This window comes from Clostridium fallax (assembly GCF_900129365.1).
Taxonomy (GTDB): Bacteria; Bacillota; Clostridia; order Clostridiales; family Clostridiaceae; genus Clostridium_AH; species Clostridium_AH fallax.
Map to the genome: position 1 here is coordinate 43,387 of NZ_FQVM01000003.1, position 15,958 is coordinate 59,344.

Annotated in this window: 12 protein-coding genes; all 12 read left to right on the plus strand. The window is 34.8% G+C overall.

The features are described 5' to 3' along the window. Positions 1-192: 192 nt before the first annotated feature. Entirely contained in the window at positions 193-3,900 is a 3,708-nt protein-coding gene (rpoB, locus tag BUA70_RS02390) for a DNA-directed RNA polymerase subunit beta (RefSeq protein WP_072892635.1), read from the plus strand. A 21-nt stretch (positions 3,901-3,921) separates the two neighbouring features. Next, positions 3,922-7,458 carry a DNA-directed RNA polymerase subunit beta' gene (rpoC, locus tag BUA70_RS02395; RefSeq protein WP_072892637.1) on the plus strand — a complete coding sequence of 1,179 codons (3,537 nt, stop codon included), beginning with the start codon at positions 3,922-3,924 and terminating at the stop codon, positions 7,456-7,458. A gap of 150 nt (positions 7,459-7,608) precedes the next feature. Beyond that, positions 7,609-7,848: a ribosomal L7Ae/L30e/S12e/Gadd45 family protein gene (locus BUA70_RS02400; protein WP_072892639.1), complete on the plus strand. Its 240-nt coding sequence runs from the start codon at positions 7,609-7,611 to the stop codon at positions 7,846-7,848. Positions 7,849-7,906: 58 nt separating this feature from the next. Beyond that, the gene (gene rpsL, locus BUA70_RS02405) at positions 7,907-8,284 is read left to right on the plus strand and encodes a 30S ribosomal protein S12 (RefSeq protein ID WP_072892642.1); all 378 of its coding nucleotides are present in this window, start codon (positions 7,907-7,909) and stop codon (positions 8,282-8,284) included. A gap of 170 nt (positions 8,285-8,454) precedes the next feature. Further along, a complete protein-coding gene (gene rpsG / locus BUA70_RS02410) occupies positions 8,455-8,925 on the plus strand; it encodes a 30S ribosomal protein S7 (protein WP_072892644.1) in 471 nt (156 codons plus the stop codon). A 105-nt stretch (positions 8,926-9,030) separates the two neighbouring features. Further along, positions 9,031-11,097: an elongation factor G gene (gene fusA / locus BUA70_RS02415; RefSeq protein ID WP_072892647.1), complete on the plus strand. Its 2,067-nt coding sequence runs from the start codon at positions 9,031-9,033 to the stop codon at positions 11,095-11,097. A 78-nt stretch (positions 11,098-11,175) separates the two neighbouring features. After that, positions 11,176-12,369 (plus strand): elongation factor Tu, encoded by a 1,194-nt coding sequence (gene tuf / locus BUA70_RS02420; RefSeq protein ID WP_072892615.1) that lies wholly within the window; start codon positions 11,176-11,178, stop codon positions 12,367-12,369. 736 nt (positions 12,370-13,105) lie between these two features. Further along, complete coding sequence (gene rpsJ / locus BUA70_RS02425; RefSeq protein WP_072892649.1) at positions 13,106-13,414, plus strand: 30S ribosomal protein S10; 309 nt, start codon at positions 13,106-13,108, stop codon at positions 13,412-13,414. A gap of 85 nt (positions 13,415-13,499) precedes the next feature. Beyond that, positions 13,500-14,129 carry a 50S ribosomal protein L3 gene (gene rplC / locus BUA70_RS02430; protein WP_072892652.1) on the plus strand — a complete coding sequence of 210 codons (630 nt, stop codon included), beginning with the start codon at positions 13,500-13,502 and terminating at the stop codon, positions 14,127-14,129. A 24-nt stretch (positions 14,130-14,153) separates the two neighbouring features. Next, positions 14,154-14,774 (plus strand): 50S ribosomal protein L4, encoded by a 621-nt coding sequence (gene rplD / locus BUA70_RS02435; protein ID WP_072892653.1) that lies wholly within the window; start codon positions 14,154-14,156, stop codon positions 14,772-14,774. Continuing rightward, on the plus strand, positions 14,774-15,070 hold the full coding sequence (gene rplW, locus BUA70_RS02440; RefSeq protein ID WP_072892654.1) for a 50S ribosomal protein L23: 297 nt from the start codon (positions 14,774-14,776) through the stop codon (positions 15,068-15,070). The genes rplD and rplW overlap by 1 nt, the downstream gene beginning before the upstream one ends. A 53-nt stretch (positions 15,071-15,123) precedes the next feature. Beyond that, positions 15,124-15,957 carry a 50S ribosomal protein L2 gene (gene rplB, locus BUA70_RS02445; protein WP_072892655.1) on the plus strand — a complete coding sequence of 278 codons (834 nt, stop codon included), beginning with the start codon at positions 15,124-15,126 and terminating at the stop codon, positions 15,955-15,957. Position 15,958 lies beyond the last annotated feature (1 nt).

The following is a 15,958-nucleotide window of genomic DNA, read 5'->3' on the forward strand; positions in this document are numbered from 1 at the left end:
GAAAGGTTATGGTAACATATTTAATTGCATTGAAATGTAAGTTTTAATAGGAATTTTTTCTAAAAAAAAGGAAAAAACTGAATTAAAACAACAAAAATAGGCAAAATAATAAAATGCAATGTATTCGTCCAATAACATGAAAAAAACAGCATGTTTATTGGTTATTTTAGTTTATACAAGGGGTGAAAGTTGATGGTACATCCTGTCCAAGTTGGAAAAAGAACAAGAATGAGCTTTGCAAAGGTAAAAGAAGTTGCAGAGATGCCTAACTTAATTGAAGTACAATTAGACTCTTACAAGTGGTTTTTGGATGAAGGTCTTCAAGAAGTTTTTGATGACATAAACCCAATATCAAACTTTACAGGGAATCTTGTACTTGAATTCGTAGGTTATAAACTTGATATGGATAATATTAAGTACTCAGTTGAAGAATGTAAAGAAAGAGACGCAACTTATGCTGCTCCTCTAAAAGTTGCAGTAAGACTTCAAAACAAAGAAACTGGTGAGATCAAAGAACAAGAAGTATTTATGGGAGATTTCCCATTAATGACTGAACAAGGTACATTTGTTATAAATGGTGCTGAGAGGGTTATAGTTTCACAGCTTGTTAGATCACCAGGTGTATACTATAGTGATGCTGTAGATAAGAGTGGAAAGAAGTTATTTACTTCAACAGTAATTCCTAATAGGGGTGCTTGGTTAGAATATGAAACAGATTCTAACGATATAATCTATGTTAGAATAGACAAAACAAGAAAGCTTCCTATCACTATCTTAGCCAGAGCAATGGGTTTTGGAAGTGACCAAGAACTTGTTGAATATTTTGGAGAAGATGAAAGATTTAAAGCAACAATTGATAAAGATAATACAAAGACTAAAGAAGAAGCTTTATTAGAAATTTATAAGAGATTAAGACCAGGTGAACCACCAACTGTTGATAGCGCAATTGCGTTGATTGATTCATTATTCTTTGATGCAAAAAGATATGATTTATCAAGAGTAGGTAGATACAAATTTAATAAGAAGCTTGCTATAAGCTTAAGAATAGCTAATCAAATCGCAGCAGATGATATAGTTAATCCTGAAACTGGTGAAATACTAGTTGGTAAAGGAGAAAAAATCGACAGAGAAATGTCAGAAACAATTCAAAATGCTGGCATTAATGTAGTTGATATAATTGTTGATGATAAGATAGTTAGAGTTATAGGCAATCATTTTGTTGACATACATAAGCATGTCGACTTTGATGTTGAAGATTTACACATCAAAGAGTTAGTACATTATCCAATATTAAGAGAAATATTAGATAACTACTCAGATGAAGCTTCTATAAAAGAAGAAATTAAAAAGAATATGCATAGACTTATACCAAAGCATATTATCAAAGATGATATATTTGCTACAATAAGCTATGAATTAGGATTAGCACATAATATTGGTTATGTAGATGACATTGACCATTTAGGAAATAGAAGATTAAGAAGCGTTGGAGAACTTCTTCAAAACCAATTTAGAATTGGTCTTTCAAGAATGGAAAGAGTAGTTAAAGAAAGAATGACTATTCAAGACCAAGAAGGAATAACTCCTCAAGCTTTAATAAATATAAGACCAGTAGCTGCAGCTATTAAAGAATTCTTTGGTAGTTCACAGTTATCACAATTCATGGATCAAACAAATCCATTATCAGAGTTAACACATAAAAGAAGATTATCAGCTTTAGGACCAGGAGGACTTTCAAGAGAAAGAGCTGGATTCGAAGTAAGAGACGTTCACCACTCACACTATGGTAGAATGTGTCCTATAGAAACTCCAGAAGGTCCAAATATAGGTCTTATAAACTCATTAGCAACTTATGCTAAAGTTAATGAATATGGATTTATAGAAACTCCATATAGAATAGTTGATAAAAAGACTGGAGTAGTAACTAATGAAATTAGATACTTCACAGCTGATGAAGAAGATCAATATCTAGTAGCTCAAGCTAAGGAGCCTTTAGATGAAGAAGGAAGATTCTTAGATAAAAAAGTTACAGTAAGAGATCAAGAAGATGTTTTAGTTGTTCCAAGAGAAGATGTTGATTTAATGGACGTTTCTCCAAGACAAATAGTATCAGTAGCAACAGCTATGATACCATTCCTTGAGAATGATGACGCATCAAGAGCTCTGATGGGATCAAACATGCAACGTCAAGCAGTTCCTCTATTAAAACCACAAGCACCTATTGTTGGTACAGGAATCGAATATAAGGCGGCAGTAGATTCAGGAGTATTACCAAAGGCTAAAAACGCAGGTGTTGTAACCTATGTTTCAGCTAATGAGGTAAGAGTTAAAAGAGATAGTGATGGAGGAACAGATACTTATAAGCTTCTTAAATTCAAGAGAAGTAACCAAGGTACTTGCATAAACCAAAGACCTATAGTGTCTAAGGGCGAAGAAGTTAAGAAGAATCAAGTATTAGCTGATGGTCCATCAACTGATTTAGGAGAAATCGCATTAGGAAAAAATATCAGAATGGGATTTATAACTTGGGAAGGATATAACTACGAGGATGCTATGCTAATTTCAGAAGAATTAGTAAGAGAAGACGTATTTACATCTATTCACATTGAAGAATATGAATGTGAAGCTAGAGATACTAAGCTAGGACCTGAGGAAATAACAAGAGATATACCTAATGTAAGTGAAGATGCTCTTAAAGATCTAGATGATAGAGGTATCATAAGAATTGGTGCTGAAGTTAGATCAGGAGATATTTTAGTAGGTAAAGTTACTCCTAAGGGAGAGACAGAATTAACAGCAGAAGAAAGACTTCTTAGAGCTATATTTGGTGAAAAAGCTAGAGAAGTTAGAGATACATCATTAAGAGTTCCACATGGAGAAGCTGGAATAATAGTAGATGTTAAAGTATTTACTAGAGAAAATGGAGATGAACTTCCACCAGGAGTTAATGAACTTGTAAGATGTTACATTGCTCAAAAGAGAAAGATTTCTGTTGGAGATAAGATGGCTGGACGTCACGGTAACAAAGGGGTTATCTCAAGGGTATTACCAGAGGAAGATATGCCATTCTTACCAGATGGAAGACCACTTCAAATATGCTTAAATCCACTAGGAGTTCCATCACGTATGAACATCGGTCAGGTACTTGAGGTTCACTTAGGATGGGCAGCTTCACAACTAGGATGGCATATAGCTACTCCAGTATTTGATGGAGCTACAGAACAAGATATAGAACAATGTTTAGCAGATGCGGGATATAATCCAGATGGAAAGACTGTACTTTATGATGGTAGAACTGGAGAAGCATTTGATAACCGTGTAACAGTTGGTATAATGTATATCTTAAAACTTGCTCACTTAGTTGACGATAAGATACACGCAAGATCAACTGGCCCATACTCATTAGTTACTCAACAACCACTTGGAGGTAAAGCTCAATTTGGTGGTCAAAGATTTGGTGAGATGGAAGTTTGGGCATTAGAAGCATACGGTGCTGCTCATACATTACAAGAGATATTAACAGTTAAATCAGATGACGTTGTTGGTAGAGTTAAAACTTACGAAGCAATTGTCAAAGGTGAAAATATTCCAGAACCAGGAGTTCCAGAATCATTCAAGGTTCTTATAAAAGAACTTCAAGCTTTATGCTTAGATGTTAAAGTATTAAATGAAGCTAATGAAGAAGTGAAATTAAAGGAATCTGTAGAAGAAGATTCAGAAGAGCTAGAAGTAAATATCGAAGGTTCAGAAGATTTACCTCAAGTTGCAGATGTAGAAGTAGAATCAGACGATAGCTACACTACAAATGAAGAGCAAGACGATGAAATAGACTATGAAAATATAGATTTTGAAGAGCTAAATACAGATTTAGAGCTTGATGATTTCAATGATCAACACTAATAGTGAAGGGAGGATATACCCTTGTTTGAATTAAACAATTTTGATGCGTTACAAATAGGGCTAGCATCTCCAGAAAAGATCAGAGAATGGTCTAGAGGAGAAGTAAAAAAACCTGAGACAATAAACTATAGAACTTTAAAGCCAGAAAGAGATGGTCTATTCTGTGAAAGAATATTTGGACCTATAAAAGACTGGGAATGTCATTGTGGAAAATATAAAAGAGTTAGATATAAGGGAATAGTTTGTGATAGATGTGGAGTCGAAGTCACAAAGGCCAAAGTAAGAAGAGAGAGAATGGGGCATATTGAACTTGCTGCCCCTGTATCTCACATTTGGTACTTCAAAGGAATTCCATCAAGAATGGGATTAATCCTTGATATGTCACCAAGATCATTAGAAAAAATTCTTTACTTTGCATCTTATGTAGTTATAGATCCAAAGGAAACACCATTACTTAAAAAGCAATTACTTAATGAAAAAGAGTATAGAGAAGCTGTAGATAAGTATGGTGAGGAAAGTTTTGTTGCAGGAATGGGAGCAGAAGCTATAAAAGTATTGCTTTCAGAAATAGAATTAGAAAGAACTTCAGCAGAACTTAAAGAAGAGTTAAAAACAAGTACTGGACAAAAGAAAGTAAGAATTATAAGAAGATTAGAAGTAGTTGAGTCATTCAGAAAGTCAGGAAATTTACCTGAATGGATGATAGTAGATGTAATACCTGTAATTCCACCAGATTTAAGACCTATGGTTCAACTTGATGGAGGAAGATTTGCTACTTCTGACTTAAATGATTTATACAGAAGAGTTATAAATAGAAATAACAGACTTAAGAAGTTATTAGACCTTGGAGCACCAGACATAATAGTTAGAAATGAAAAGAGAATGCTTCAAGAAGCTGTTGATGCATTAATAGATAATGGTAGAAGGGGTAGACCGGTTACTGGACCAGGAAATAGACCGCTTAAATCATTATCAGATATGCTTAAGGGTAAGCAAGGTAGATTTAGACAAAACCTTCTTGGTAAGAGAGTTGACTATTCTGGTAGATCAGTTATAGTTGTAGGACCAGAACTTAAGATGTATCAATGTGGACTTCCAAAGGAAATGGCTTTAGAATTATTTAAACCATTTGTTATGAAAAAGTTAGTTCAAGATGGTGTTGCACATAATATAAAGAGTGCTAAGAGAATGGTTGAAAGAGTAATGCCTCAAGTATGGGATGTACTTGAAGAAGTCATTGCAGATCATCCAGTATTACTTAACCGTGCTCCGACTCTACACAGACTTGGAATTCAGGCTTTCCAACCTGTTTTAGTTGAAGGTAGAGCAATTAAACTTCATCCTCTTGTATGTACAGCATACAACGCTGACTTCGATGGAGACCAAATGGCAGTACACGTTCCGTTATCAGTTGAAGCACAAGCTGAAGCTAGATTTTTAATGTTAGCTGCAGGTAACATCATGAAGCCATCAGATGGTAAACCGGTATGTGTACCTACTCAGGATATGGTACTTGGATCTTACTACTTAACAATGGATAAAGATGGTGCTAAAGGAGAAGGTAGTGTATTCTCATCTGTAGAAGAAGCTTTAATGGCATATCAATTAAAAGAAATTGATATACATGCAAAAATTAAAGTTAGAGTCTTTAGAGATGTGGATGGCGTTACAAGATCAGGAATCATCGATACTACAGTTGGTAAAATAATATTCAATGAATCAATTCCTCAAGACTTAGGATTTGTTAATAGACAAAATCCTGATGAAGAATTTAATTTAGAAGTTGATTTCTTAATAACTAAAAAGTCATTAGGAAAAATAATAGATAAATGCTATATGCAACATGGTCCAACAAAAACTTCTATAATGCTTGATAAAATAAAAGCTACTGGATATCATTATTCATCAGTTGGTGCGGTTACAGTTGCTGCATCAGATATGATAGTTCCTGAGAGAAAATATGAACTATTAAGAGAAGCAGATCAAACAGTAGAGCAAATTGAAAAGAAATATAGAAGAGGACTTATTTCAGAAGATGAAAGATATGAGAAGGTAATAGATAAGTGGACTAAGACAACTGAGGATGTTGCAGATGCACTTATGGATAGTTTGGATAGATTTAATCCAATATTCATGATGGCTGACTCTGGAGCCAGAGGTTCTAAGTCACAGATTAAACAGCTTGCCGGTATGAGAGGTCTTATGGCTAATCCATCTGGTAAGATTATCGAGTTACCAATCAGAGCATCATTTAGAGAAGGTCTAGATGTTCTTGAGTATTTCATCTCAACTCACGGAGCTAGAAAGGGTAATGCCGATACAGCTCTTAAGACAGCTGACTCAGGATATCTAACAAGAAGACTTGTTGACGTATCACAAGATGTTATTGTTAGAGTAGATGATTGTGGAACTGAAAAAGGTATTGTTGTTTCAGAGATAAAAGAGGGAAGCGAAGTAATCGAAGGACTAAAAGAAAGAATTACAGGAAGATATACAGCTGAAGATGTAATTAATCCTCAAACAGGAGAAGTTATAGTTCCAGCACAAACTTATGTTGAACCAGATATGGCTGAAAAAGTTGAGGCAGCAGGAGTTAAAAAAGTTAAAATTAGATCAGTATTTACTTGTAATTCAAAATTTGGTGTATGTGCTAAATGTTATGGTATGGATATGGCAACTGCTAAGAAGATTAATATCGGTGAAGCAGTTGGTATAGTAGCGGCTCAATCAATCGGTGAGCCAGGAACTCAGCTTACAATGAGAACATTCCATACAGGTGGAGTTGCTGGAGCAGATATAACTCAAGGTCTTCCAAGAGTTGAGGAATTATTTGAAGCTAGAAAGCCAAAGGGATTAGCTATAGTTTCAGAAGTTTCAGGTATGGTAAGAGTTGAGGAAACAAAGAAAAAGAGAACTGTTTTTGTAACAACAGAAGCGGGAGAAGAGCACAGCTATGAAATACCATTCGGTTCAAGATTAAAAGCTCGTGATGGTGAATTTATTGAAGCTGGAGATGAAATAACAGAAGGTTCAGTTAATCCTCATGATATCTTAAATATTAAGGGTGTTCATGGAGCAAGAGAATACTTACTATCAGAAGTTCAAAAAGTTTATAGACTGCAAGGTGTTGATATCAATGATAAGCACTTAGAGGTTGTAGTTAGACAAATGACAAGAAAAGTAAAAGTAACAGAATCAGGAGATACTGAATTACTTCCAGGAACAATGATTGATATCTTTGATTTTGAAGAGGCTAATGAAGCAATAGCTAAATTAGGCGGAGAGCCAGCACAAGGAGAACAAGTTCTTCTTGGAATTACTAAAGCATCACTTGCTACAGATAGTTTCTTATCAGCAGCATCATTCCAAGAAACTACAAGAGTTCTTACTGATGCAGCAATCAAGGGAAAAATAGATCCATTAGTTGGATTAAAGGAAAATGTCATAATTGGTAAGTTAATTCCAGCAGGTACTGGAATGTTAAGATATAGATCAGTAAAATTAAATACAGACAATAATTTAGCAGAAAAAGAAATTGCTAATGACATTGAAGAATAACAAATTAATTTTATTGACTTCTAAAAGCTTAGATGATAAAATACAGTTTGTGTGATTTAAAATAGTACTAAAGGGATTAACTTGTCTACATGATAATAAAGGCAAAGCCTAGCTTTGCCTTGATGTTACTGATATAAGGGGGTAATGTCCATGATAGACAGACTTTTAGGAAAAAAACTTATTGGTATTAAGCAATCTACTAAAGCGATTAAGAATGGCGAAGGTAGAATCTTATATGTAGCTCAAGATGCTGATAAGAAAAAAATAGATCCACTAGTAAGTTTGGCCAAAAGTCATGGTGTTGAAGTTAAATATGTAAACACTATGAAAGAATTAGGTAAAATGTGTGGTATAGATGTTGGTTCGGCAGCCACACTACTAATGGATTAGATAGTTAATATCTTAAACATTATATAGATATTTTATAAAATCTCAGGAGGTGAAAAGAATGCCAACTATTAGCCAATTAGTAAGAAAAGGCAGAAAGACAGTAGCAGCTAAATCAAACTCACCAGCACTTAAAGAGTGCCCACAAAAGAGAGGAGTTTGTACTGTAGTTAAAACTTCTACTCCAAAGAAGCCTAACTCAGCGTTAAGAAAAATTGCCAGAGTTAGATTAACAAACGGAATAGAAGTTACAGCTTACATCCCAGGTGTAGGACACAACTTACAAGAGCACAGCGTTGTTCTTATAAGAGGTGGTAGAGTTAAGGACCTTCCTGGTGTTAGATATCACATTGTTAGAGGAGCATTAGACTCAGCAGGTGTTGCTAACAGAATGCAAGGAAGATCAAAATACGGTGCTAAAAAACCAAAGCAAAAATAAGATTTGTAGGTTAAATTGATTAGTGCTATGCCTTCAGCATTTACATAGATTTTATATAGATTATGAAGTTTGTATAGATTATATAGATTGCAGAAGTCAGAGCGCTTTGCGACAACAAGATTTGTCGAGTACCGATGAACTTAAATTAGTATGTTAAGGAGGGAAGAAAAGTGCCAAGAAAAGGACATATTGCAAAAAGAGACGTATTACCAGATCCAGTTTATAATTCAAAGGTTGTAACTAAATTAGTAAACAGCTTAATGGAAGACGGTAAAAAAGGAGTAGCTCAAAAAATATGCTACGATGCATTTGAAATAATGCAACAAAAAACTGGCAACGAAGCATTAGAGGTTTTTGAAACAGCTATGAACAACGTAATGCCATTACTAGAAGTTAAAGCGAGAAGAATAGGTGGATCAAACTATCAAGTACCAATAGAAGTTAGACCAGAGAGAAGACAGACATTAGGTATCAGATGGATTCTAGCTGCAGCTAGAAGCAGAGGCGAAAAGTACATGAGAGAAAGATTAGCAGCAGAATTAATGGATGCCGCTAATAATACTGGAGCAGCTGTTAAGAAGAGAGAAGATACTCACAGAATGGCTGAAGCTAATAAAGCATTCGCTCACTACAGATACTAATACAAGGAACTGTTTTGGCATGGTTTATGCCAAAGCAGTTTTGTTGAATTTAAATAAACTATTAAAATTAAATTAAGAAACTTAACTTGAGAGGAGGAAACTTAAATGGCTAGAAAATATCCTTTAGAAAAGTTCCGTAACTTTGGAATAATGGCTCATATAGATGCTGGTAAAACAACAACTACAGAGCGTATATTATTCTATACTGGTAAAAGTCATAAAATAGGTGAAGTTCATGAAGGTGCAGCTACAATGGACTGGATGGTTCAAGAGCAAGAAAGAGGTATAACAATTACTTCTGCTGCAACAACTTGTTTCTGGAAAAACTATGAGTTAAATATAATAGATACTCCAGGACACGTAGACTTCACTGTTGAGGTTGAAAGATCACTAAGAGTTCTTGATGGAGCAGTTACTGTATTAGATGCAAAGAGTGGTGTTGAACCACAAACTGAAACTGTTTGGAGACAGGCAGACAAATATGGTGTTCCAAGAATGATTTATGTAAATAAAATGGATGCAACAGGTGCTGATTTCTTCAGATGTATAAACACTGTAAGAGAAAGATTAAAAGCTAATGCAGTTCCAATCCAAATTCCAATAGGTCAAGAAGATCAATTCGTTGGTTTAGTTGACTTAATGAGAAATGTAGCAATAGTTCACAAGAATGACTTAGGTACTGAAATAGAAGAAACTGAAGTACCAGCAGAATTAAAAGATCAAGCTGAAGAATACAGAGGCATGATGATAGAAGCTATTGCTGAAACTGATGAAGAATTAATGATGAAATACTTAGAAGGTGAAGAAATAACTCTAGAAGAGTTAAAAGTTGCTTTAAGAAAAGCTACTATAGCTAACCAAATAGTACCATGTATCTGTGGTTCTTCATACAAGAATAAGGGTGTTCAAGAAATGATTGATGGTGTTGTTGATTACTTACCATCACCATTAGATATTCCACCTGTAAAAGGAACTACTTTAGAAGGTGAAGAAACTTCAAGAGAAGCAGCTGATGATGTGCCAATGGCAGCTTTAGCATTTAAGATTGCTACTGACCCATTCGTTGGTAAATTAGCATTCACAAGAGTTTACTCAGGAGTTATGAACAGTGGATCATACGTTCTAAACTCAACAAAGGGTAAGAAAGAAAGAATCGGAAGACTTGTTAAAATGCATGCTAACACTAGAGAAGAAGTTCAAGAGTTAGAAGCAGGTGAATTAGGAGCAATAATCGGACTAAAGAACACTACAACTGGTGATACTTTATGTTCAGAAGATTGCCCAATAGTACTTGAATCAATGGAATTCCCAGAACCAGTTATATCTGTTGCTATAGAGCCAAAGACAAAAGCTGGTCAAGAAAAAATGGGCTTAGCTTTAGCTAAATTAGCTGAAGAAGATCCAACATTCAAGACTTATACAGACCAAGAAACAGGTCAAACAATAATCGCTGGTATGGGTGAGCTTCACCTAGAAATCATTGTAGATAGATTACAAAGAGAATTCAAAGTTGAGTGTAACGTAGGTGCTCCACAAGTTGCTTACAAAGAAACAATTAGAGAAGCTGTTAAAGCTGAAGCTAAGTATGCTAAGCAATCAGGTGGTAAAGGACAATACGGTCACTGTGTTATCGAAATGGAACCAACAGAAGGAGAATATGTATTCGAAAACGCAATTGTTGGAGGAGCTATTCCAAGAGAGTACATTCCAGCTATCGATAACGGAATTCAAGAAGCTTCACAAAGCGGTATAATTGCTGGATATCCAACAATTAACTTCAAAGTTAAGTTAGTTCATGGATCATACCATGAAGTTGACTCATCAGAAATGGCATTTAAGATTGCTGGATCTATGGCATTTAAAAATGCAATGGCTAAAGCAAAACCAGTTCTACTTGAGCCATCAATGAAGGTTGAAGTTACAGTTCCTGAAGAGTATATGGGTGACGTTATGGGAGACATAAACTCAAGAAGAGGAAGAATTGAAGGAATGGAAGCAGTTAACGGAGCTCAAGTTATTAGAGCATTCGTTCCATTATCAGAAATGTTTGGATATGCTACTACATTAAGATCAAGAACTCAAGGTAGAGGAACTTACTCAATGGTATTTGATCACTATGAAGAAGTACCAAAGAGCATACAAGAGCAAGTAGCAGGAAACAGAAATAAATAATAATATTAAAGGAACTTTAAAGTTCCTTTAATATAAAGATATAAATTATATTTTCCCAAAAAGAAGGAGGAATTTACAATGTCAAAAGCTAAATTTGAAAGAAGTAAACCACACGTTAACATTGGAACAATAGGACACGTTGACCACGGTAAAACAACATTAACAGCAGCAATAACAACAGTATTAGCAAACAGAGGATTTGCAGATGCGTTCAAGTACGACGAAATAGATAAGGCACCAGAAGAAAAAGAAAGAGGAATCACAATCAATACAGCACACGTTGAGTATGAAACAGAGAACAGACACTATGCTCACGTAGACTGCCCAGGCCACGCTGACTATGTAAAGAATATGATAACAGGAGCAGCACAAATGGATGGAGCAATCTTAGTTGTATCAGCAGCAGATGGTCCAATGCCACAAACAAGAGAGCACATACTACTAGCATCAAGAGTTGGAGTTGACTACATCGTAGTATTCTTAAACAAAGCAGATATGGTAGATGACGAAGAGTTATTAGAATTAGTTGAAATGGAAGTTAGAGAATTATTAAGCGAATACAACTTCCCAGGAGATGACATTCCAGTAATAAAAGGATCAGCATTAGTAGCATTAGAAAACCCAACAGATGAAAAATCAATAGCTCCAATATTAGAGTTAATGGAAGCAGTAGATAGCTACATCCCAACACCAGAAAGAGCAACAGATAAGCCATTCTTAATGCCAGTAGAAGACGTATTTACAATCACTGGTAGAGGAACAGTTGCAACAGGAAGAGTTGAAAGAGGAATTCTTCACGTTGGAGACGAAGTAGAAGTAGTAGGATTAAGCCCAGATAAGAAGAAGACAGTAGTAACAGGAATAGAAATGTTCAGAAAGTTACTAGATGAAGCACAAGCTGGAGATAATATAGGAGCTCTATTAAGAGGAATCCAAAGAACAGAAATCGAAAGAGGTCAAGTATTATCAAAACCAGGTTCAGTACACCCACATAGCAAGTTCGTAGGTCAAGTATACGTACTTAAGAAAGAAGAAGGTGGAAGACATACACCATTCTTTGATGGATACAGACCACAATTCTATTTCAGAACAACAGACGTAACAGGATCAATCAAGTTACCAGAAGGAATGGAAATGGTAATGCCTGGAGACCACATCGACATGAACGTTGAATTAATAACTCCAGTAGCAATGGACGAAGGATTAAGATTCGCTATAAGAGAAGGCGGAAGAACAGTAGGTTCAGGAGTTGTTACTAAAATAATAGAGTAATTTATTACTCACTAAAATATTTTAGAATATCTTATAGACAAATTTTAAAAAATTAATTATAATTATTTGGTACCGTAGAACTAACGGGAATTTATGCCTAAGTAATTTTTAAAATTATTCTAAGCGCAGTAGAAAAAGTTTTAGAAATTATAAGGGAATAATTTTAGTATATATACTAAAAGCATAAAGCTAAGCGCGAGGCTTTATGAAGTTCAAAAAAAGGCCTTTATAAAGAAGTAGTATAGAAAGACGTTTCTATACTACTTTTTTTTATTTTTAAAATTTTGAATATCAATATTAGTATAAGTCAAGAATTTAAATAAATATAATTAATTATTAAAAAATGAATTACGAATTAATAGAAATATGAATTGAAGAAGTGTATATAAAAATAAATAAATAAAAATTTTTTTAAAAAACTATTGAAAATTAATATGAAAAAAATTATAATAATCAAAGTGTTATTTAATAGAAAAAAAGTGCGAAATCATATGTAAAAAATACTTGAATTGTAGTTAGATTCATAGTATAATGAAGAAGTTGCAGAGCAAACAGCGATGAATCAAGAGGTTGCCGGACTTCCGGGTAATTCTTGATGAGTATGTCAGGATCTAGAATCCGACGACAGGGATTTTGTATTTCTGTTTCAAAAAGTATGAAACACCTGGAGCAGTTTACAGAAGATCCGCTGTTGTGCGTTAGAAGTAAAGCGTACATGAAAAGGAGGGAAACCATAATGTCAAAACAAAAAATAAGAATAAGATTAAAGGCTTTTGATCACGTAATATTAGATCAATCAGCTGAAAAAATCGTTGAGACTGCAAAGTCAACAGGAGCTAAGGTTGCTGGTCCAGTGCCACTACCAACAGAGAAGGATGTAATAACTATCCTAAGAGCTGTTCATAAGTATAAAGATTCAAGAGAACAGTTCGAAATAAGAACTCATAAGAGATTAATAGATATAGTTAATCCATCACCTAAGACAGTTGATGCTTTAATGAGATTAAACTTACCAGCTGGTGTTGATATCGAAATAAAGCTATAATTACTAAATTAGATTGATGTTTGATTTTGAACTATTATGATTGTAAACACTACAATCCGCTAATAAGTTTAGGAGGTGTAAGCACATGAAAAAGGCTATAATAGGAAAGAAAATTGGAATGACTCAAATATTCGATGCTAACGGAAAGGTTGTTCCTGTAACAGTAGTAGAAGCAGGTCCATGCGTTGTTACTCAAAAGAAAACTATCGAAAAAGATGGTTATGAAGCAATACAAGTTGGATTTGGAGACATAAGAGAAAAATTAGTTAACAAACCAAAAAAAGGACATTTTGCTAAAGCTGGAGTTTCATTAAGAAGAACTCTTAAAGAATTCAGATTAGAAGATGTTGCTGCTTACGAAGTAGGTCAAGAAATAAAAGCTGACGTATTTGAAGCAGGAGAAAAAGTAGATGTATCAGGAGTTTCAAAAGGTAAGGGATTCCAAGGTACAATTAAGAGATGGAATGCAAGCAGAGGACCTATGTCACACGGTTCTAAGTTCCATAGAGCAGTAGGTTCAATGGGAGCTTCATCAGATCCATCAAGAACTTTCAAAAATAAGAGAATGCCAGGACACATGGGAGCAGTAAATACTACTGTATTAAACCTAGAAGTTGTTAAGGTAATGGCAGATAAAAACATTATCTTAATAAAAGGTGGAGTACCAGGTCCTAACAAGGGTATCATCGTAATAAGAGATACAGTTAAGGCTTAATTCTGTTAGAAAGGAGGAAGAAGAATGCCTGTAGTAGGATTATTTAACAGAGAAGGACAAAAAGTTGGAGATTGCCAATTAAATGATAAAGTGTTCGGAGTTGAAATCAACCAATACGCTATGCACCAAGTAGTTGTTGCATTATTAGCTAACAAAAGACAAGGAACTCAATCAGCTAAGACTAGATCAGAGGTTTCAGGTGGTGGAATAAAGCCATGGAGACAAAAAGGAACTGGTAGAGCTAGACAAGGTTCAATAAGAGCTCCACAATGGATACATGGAGGAGTTGTTTTTGCACCAAAGCCAAGAGAGTATAGAATGTCAATACCAAAGACAATGAGAAGAGTAGCTATGCTTTCAGCTTTAACAAGCAAAGTTGCTGACAATAACATGATCGTTTTAGAAAACTTAGAATTAGAAGCACCTAAGACTAAGGAAATAGTTAAAATGTTAAATGCTTTCGAAGCAAAGAAAACATTAATAATAACTGCTGAATCAAACGAAAATGTATTTAAATCAGCTAGAAATATAGAGGGAGTAACAGTACTTCCAGTAAACAACATCAACGTTTATGACTTATTAAAGTATGAGAAGCTAATCATCACTAAAGATGCAGTAGCTAAAGTTGAGGAGGTGTACGCATAATGAATCTAACTAGCCATGATATAATTAGAAAGCCTGTTGTAACTGAGAAAAGTATGGCAGCAATGGCAGAGAAGAAATACACCTTCATAGTTCATAATACAGCTAACAAAGTTCAAATAAAGAAAGCTGTTGAAGAAATTTTCGACGTTAAAGTTGAAGATGTTAAAACTATGAGAGTTGAAGGAAAAACTAAAAGAGTAGGCGTTCACGTAGGAAAAAGAGCAAGCTATAAGAAAGCTATTGTTAAATTAGCTGCTGATAGCAAGAATATAGAATTTTTCGAAGGAATGCAATAATATAGCAGGTATAGGCTGAGGCCTGATAAGCGTAAAGAAGGAGGGAATTTTAGATGGCAGTTAAAAAGTTTAGACCTACTACCCCATCAAGAAGACACATGACTGTTGCTTCATTTGAGGAAATAACTACAAATGAACCAGAAAGATCACTTCTTGTTTCTTTAAACAAAACTGGCGGTAGAAATGCTCAAGGTAAAATAACTGTTAGACATCACGGTGGTGGTGCTAAAAGAAAATATAGAATTATAGATTTCAAGAGAAATAAGGACGGAGTTCCAGCAAAAGTTGCTACTATAGAATATGATCCAAACAGATCAGCATACATTGCATTAGTTGTATATGCTGATGGTGAAAAGAGATACATAATCGCTCCAGTTGGATTAAAAGTTGGAGATGTTATAGTATCAGGAGCAGAGGCTGATATCAAGCCAGGTAATGCTCTTCAATTAAAGAATATACCAGTTGGTACTTTTGTACACAATATAGAATTACAAGCTGGTAAAGGTGGCCAAATGGTTAGATCAGCAGGTACTGCTGCTCAATTAATGGCTAAAGAAGGAAATTATGCTACTTTAAGATTACCTTCAGGTGAAATGAGATACGTTAGAATCGAATGTAGAGCTACAATCGGAACTGTTTCAAACTTAACTCATGAAATCATAAAAGTTGGTAAAGCTGGTAGAAAGAGACATATGGGATGGAGACCTACAGTTAGAGGTTCTGTTATGAACCCTTGCGATCACCCACACGGTGGTGGAGAAGGTAGATCACCAATCGGAAGACCTTCACCAGTTACTCCATGGGGTAAACCAGCTCTTGGATATAAAACTAGAAAGCATAAGAAGTATTCAGATAGATTTATTATTAAGAGAAGAAACGATAAGTAGT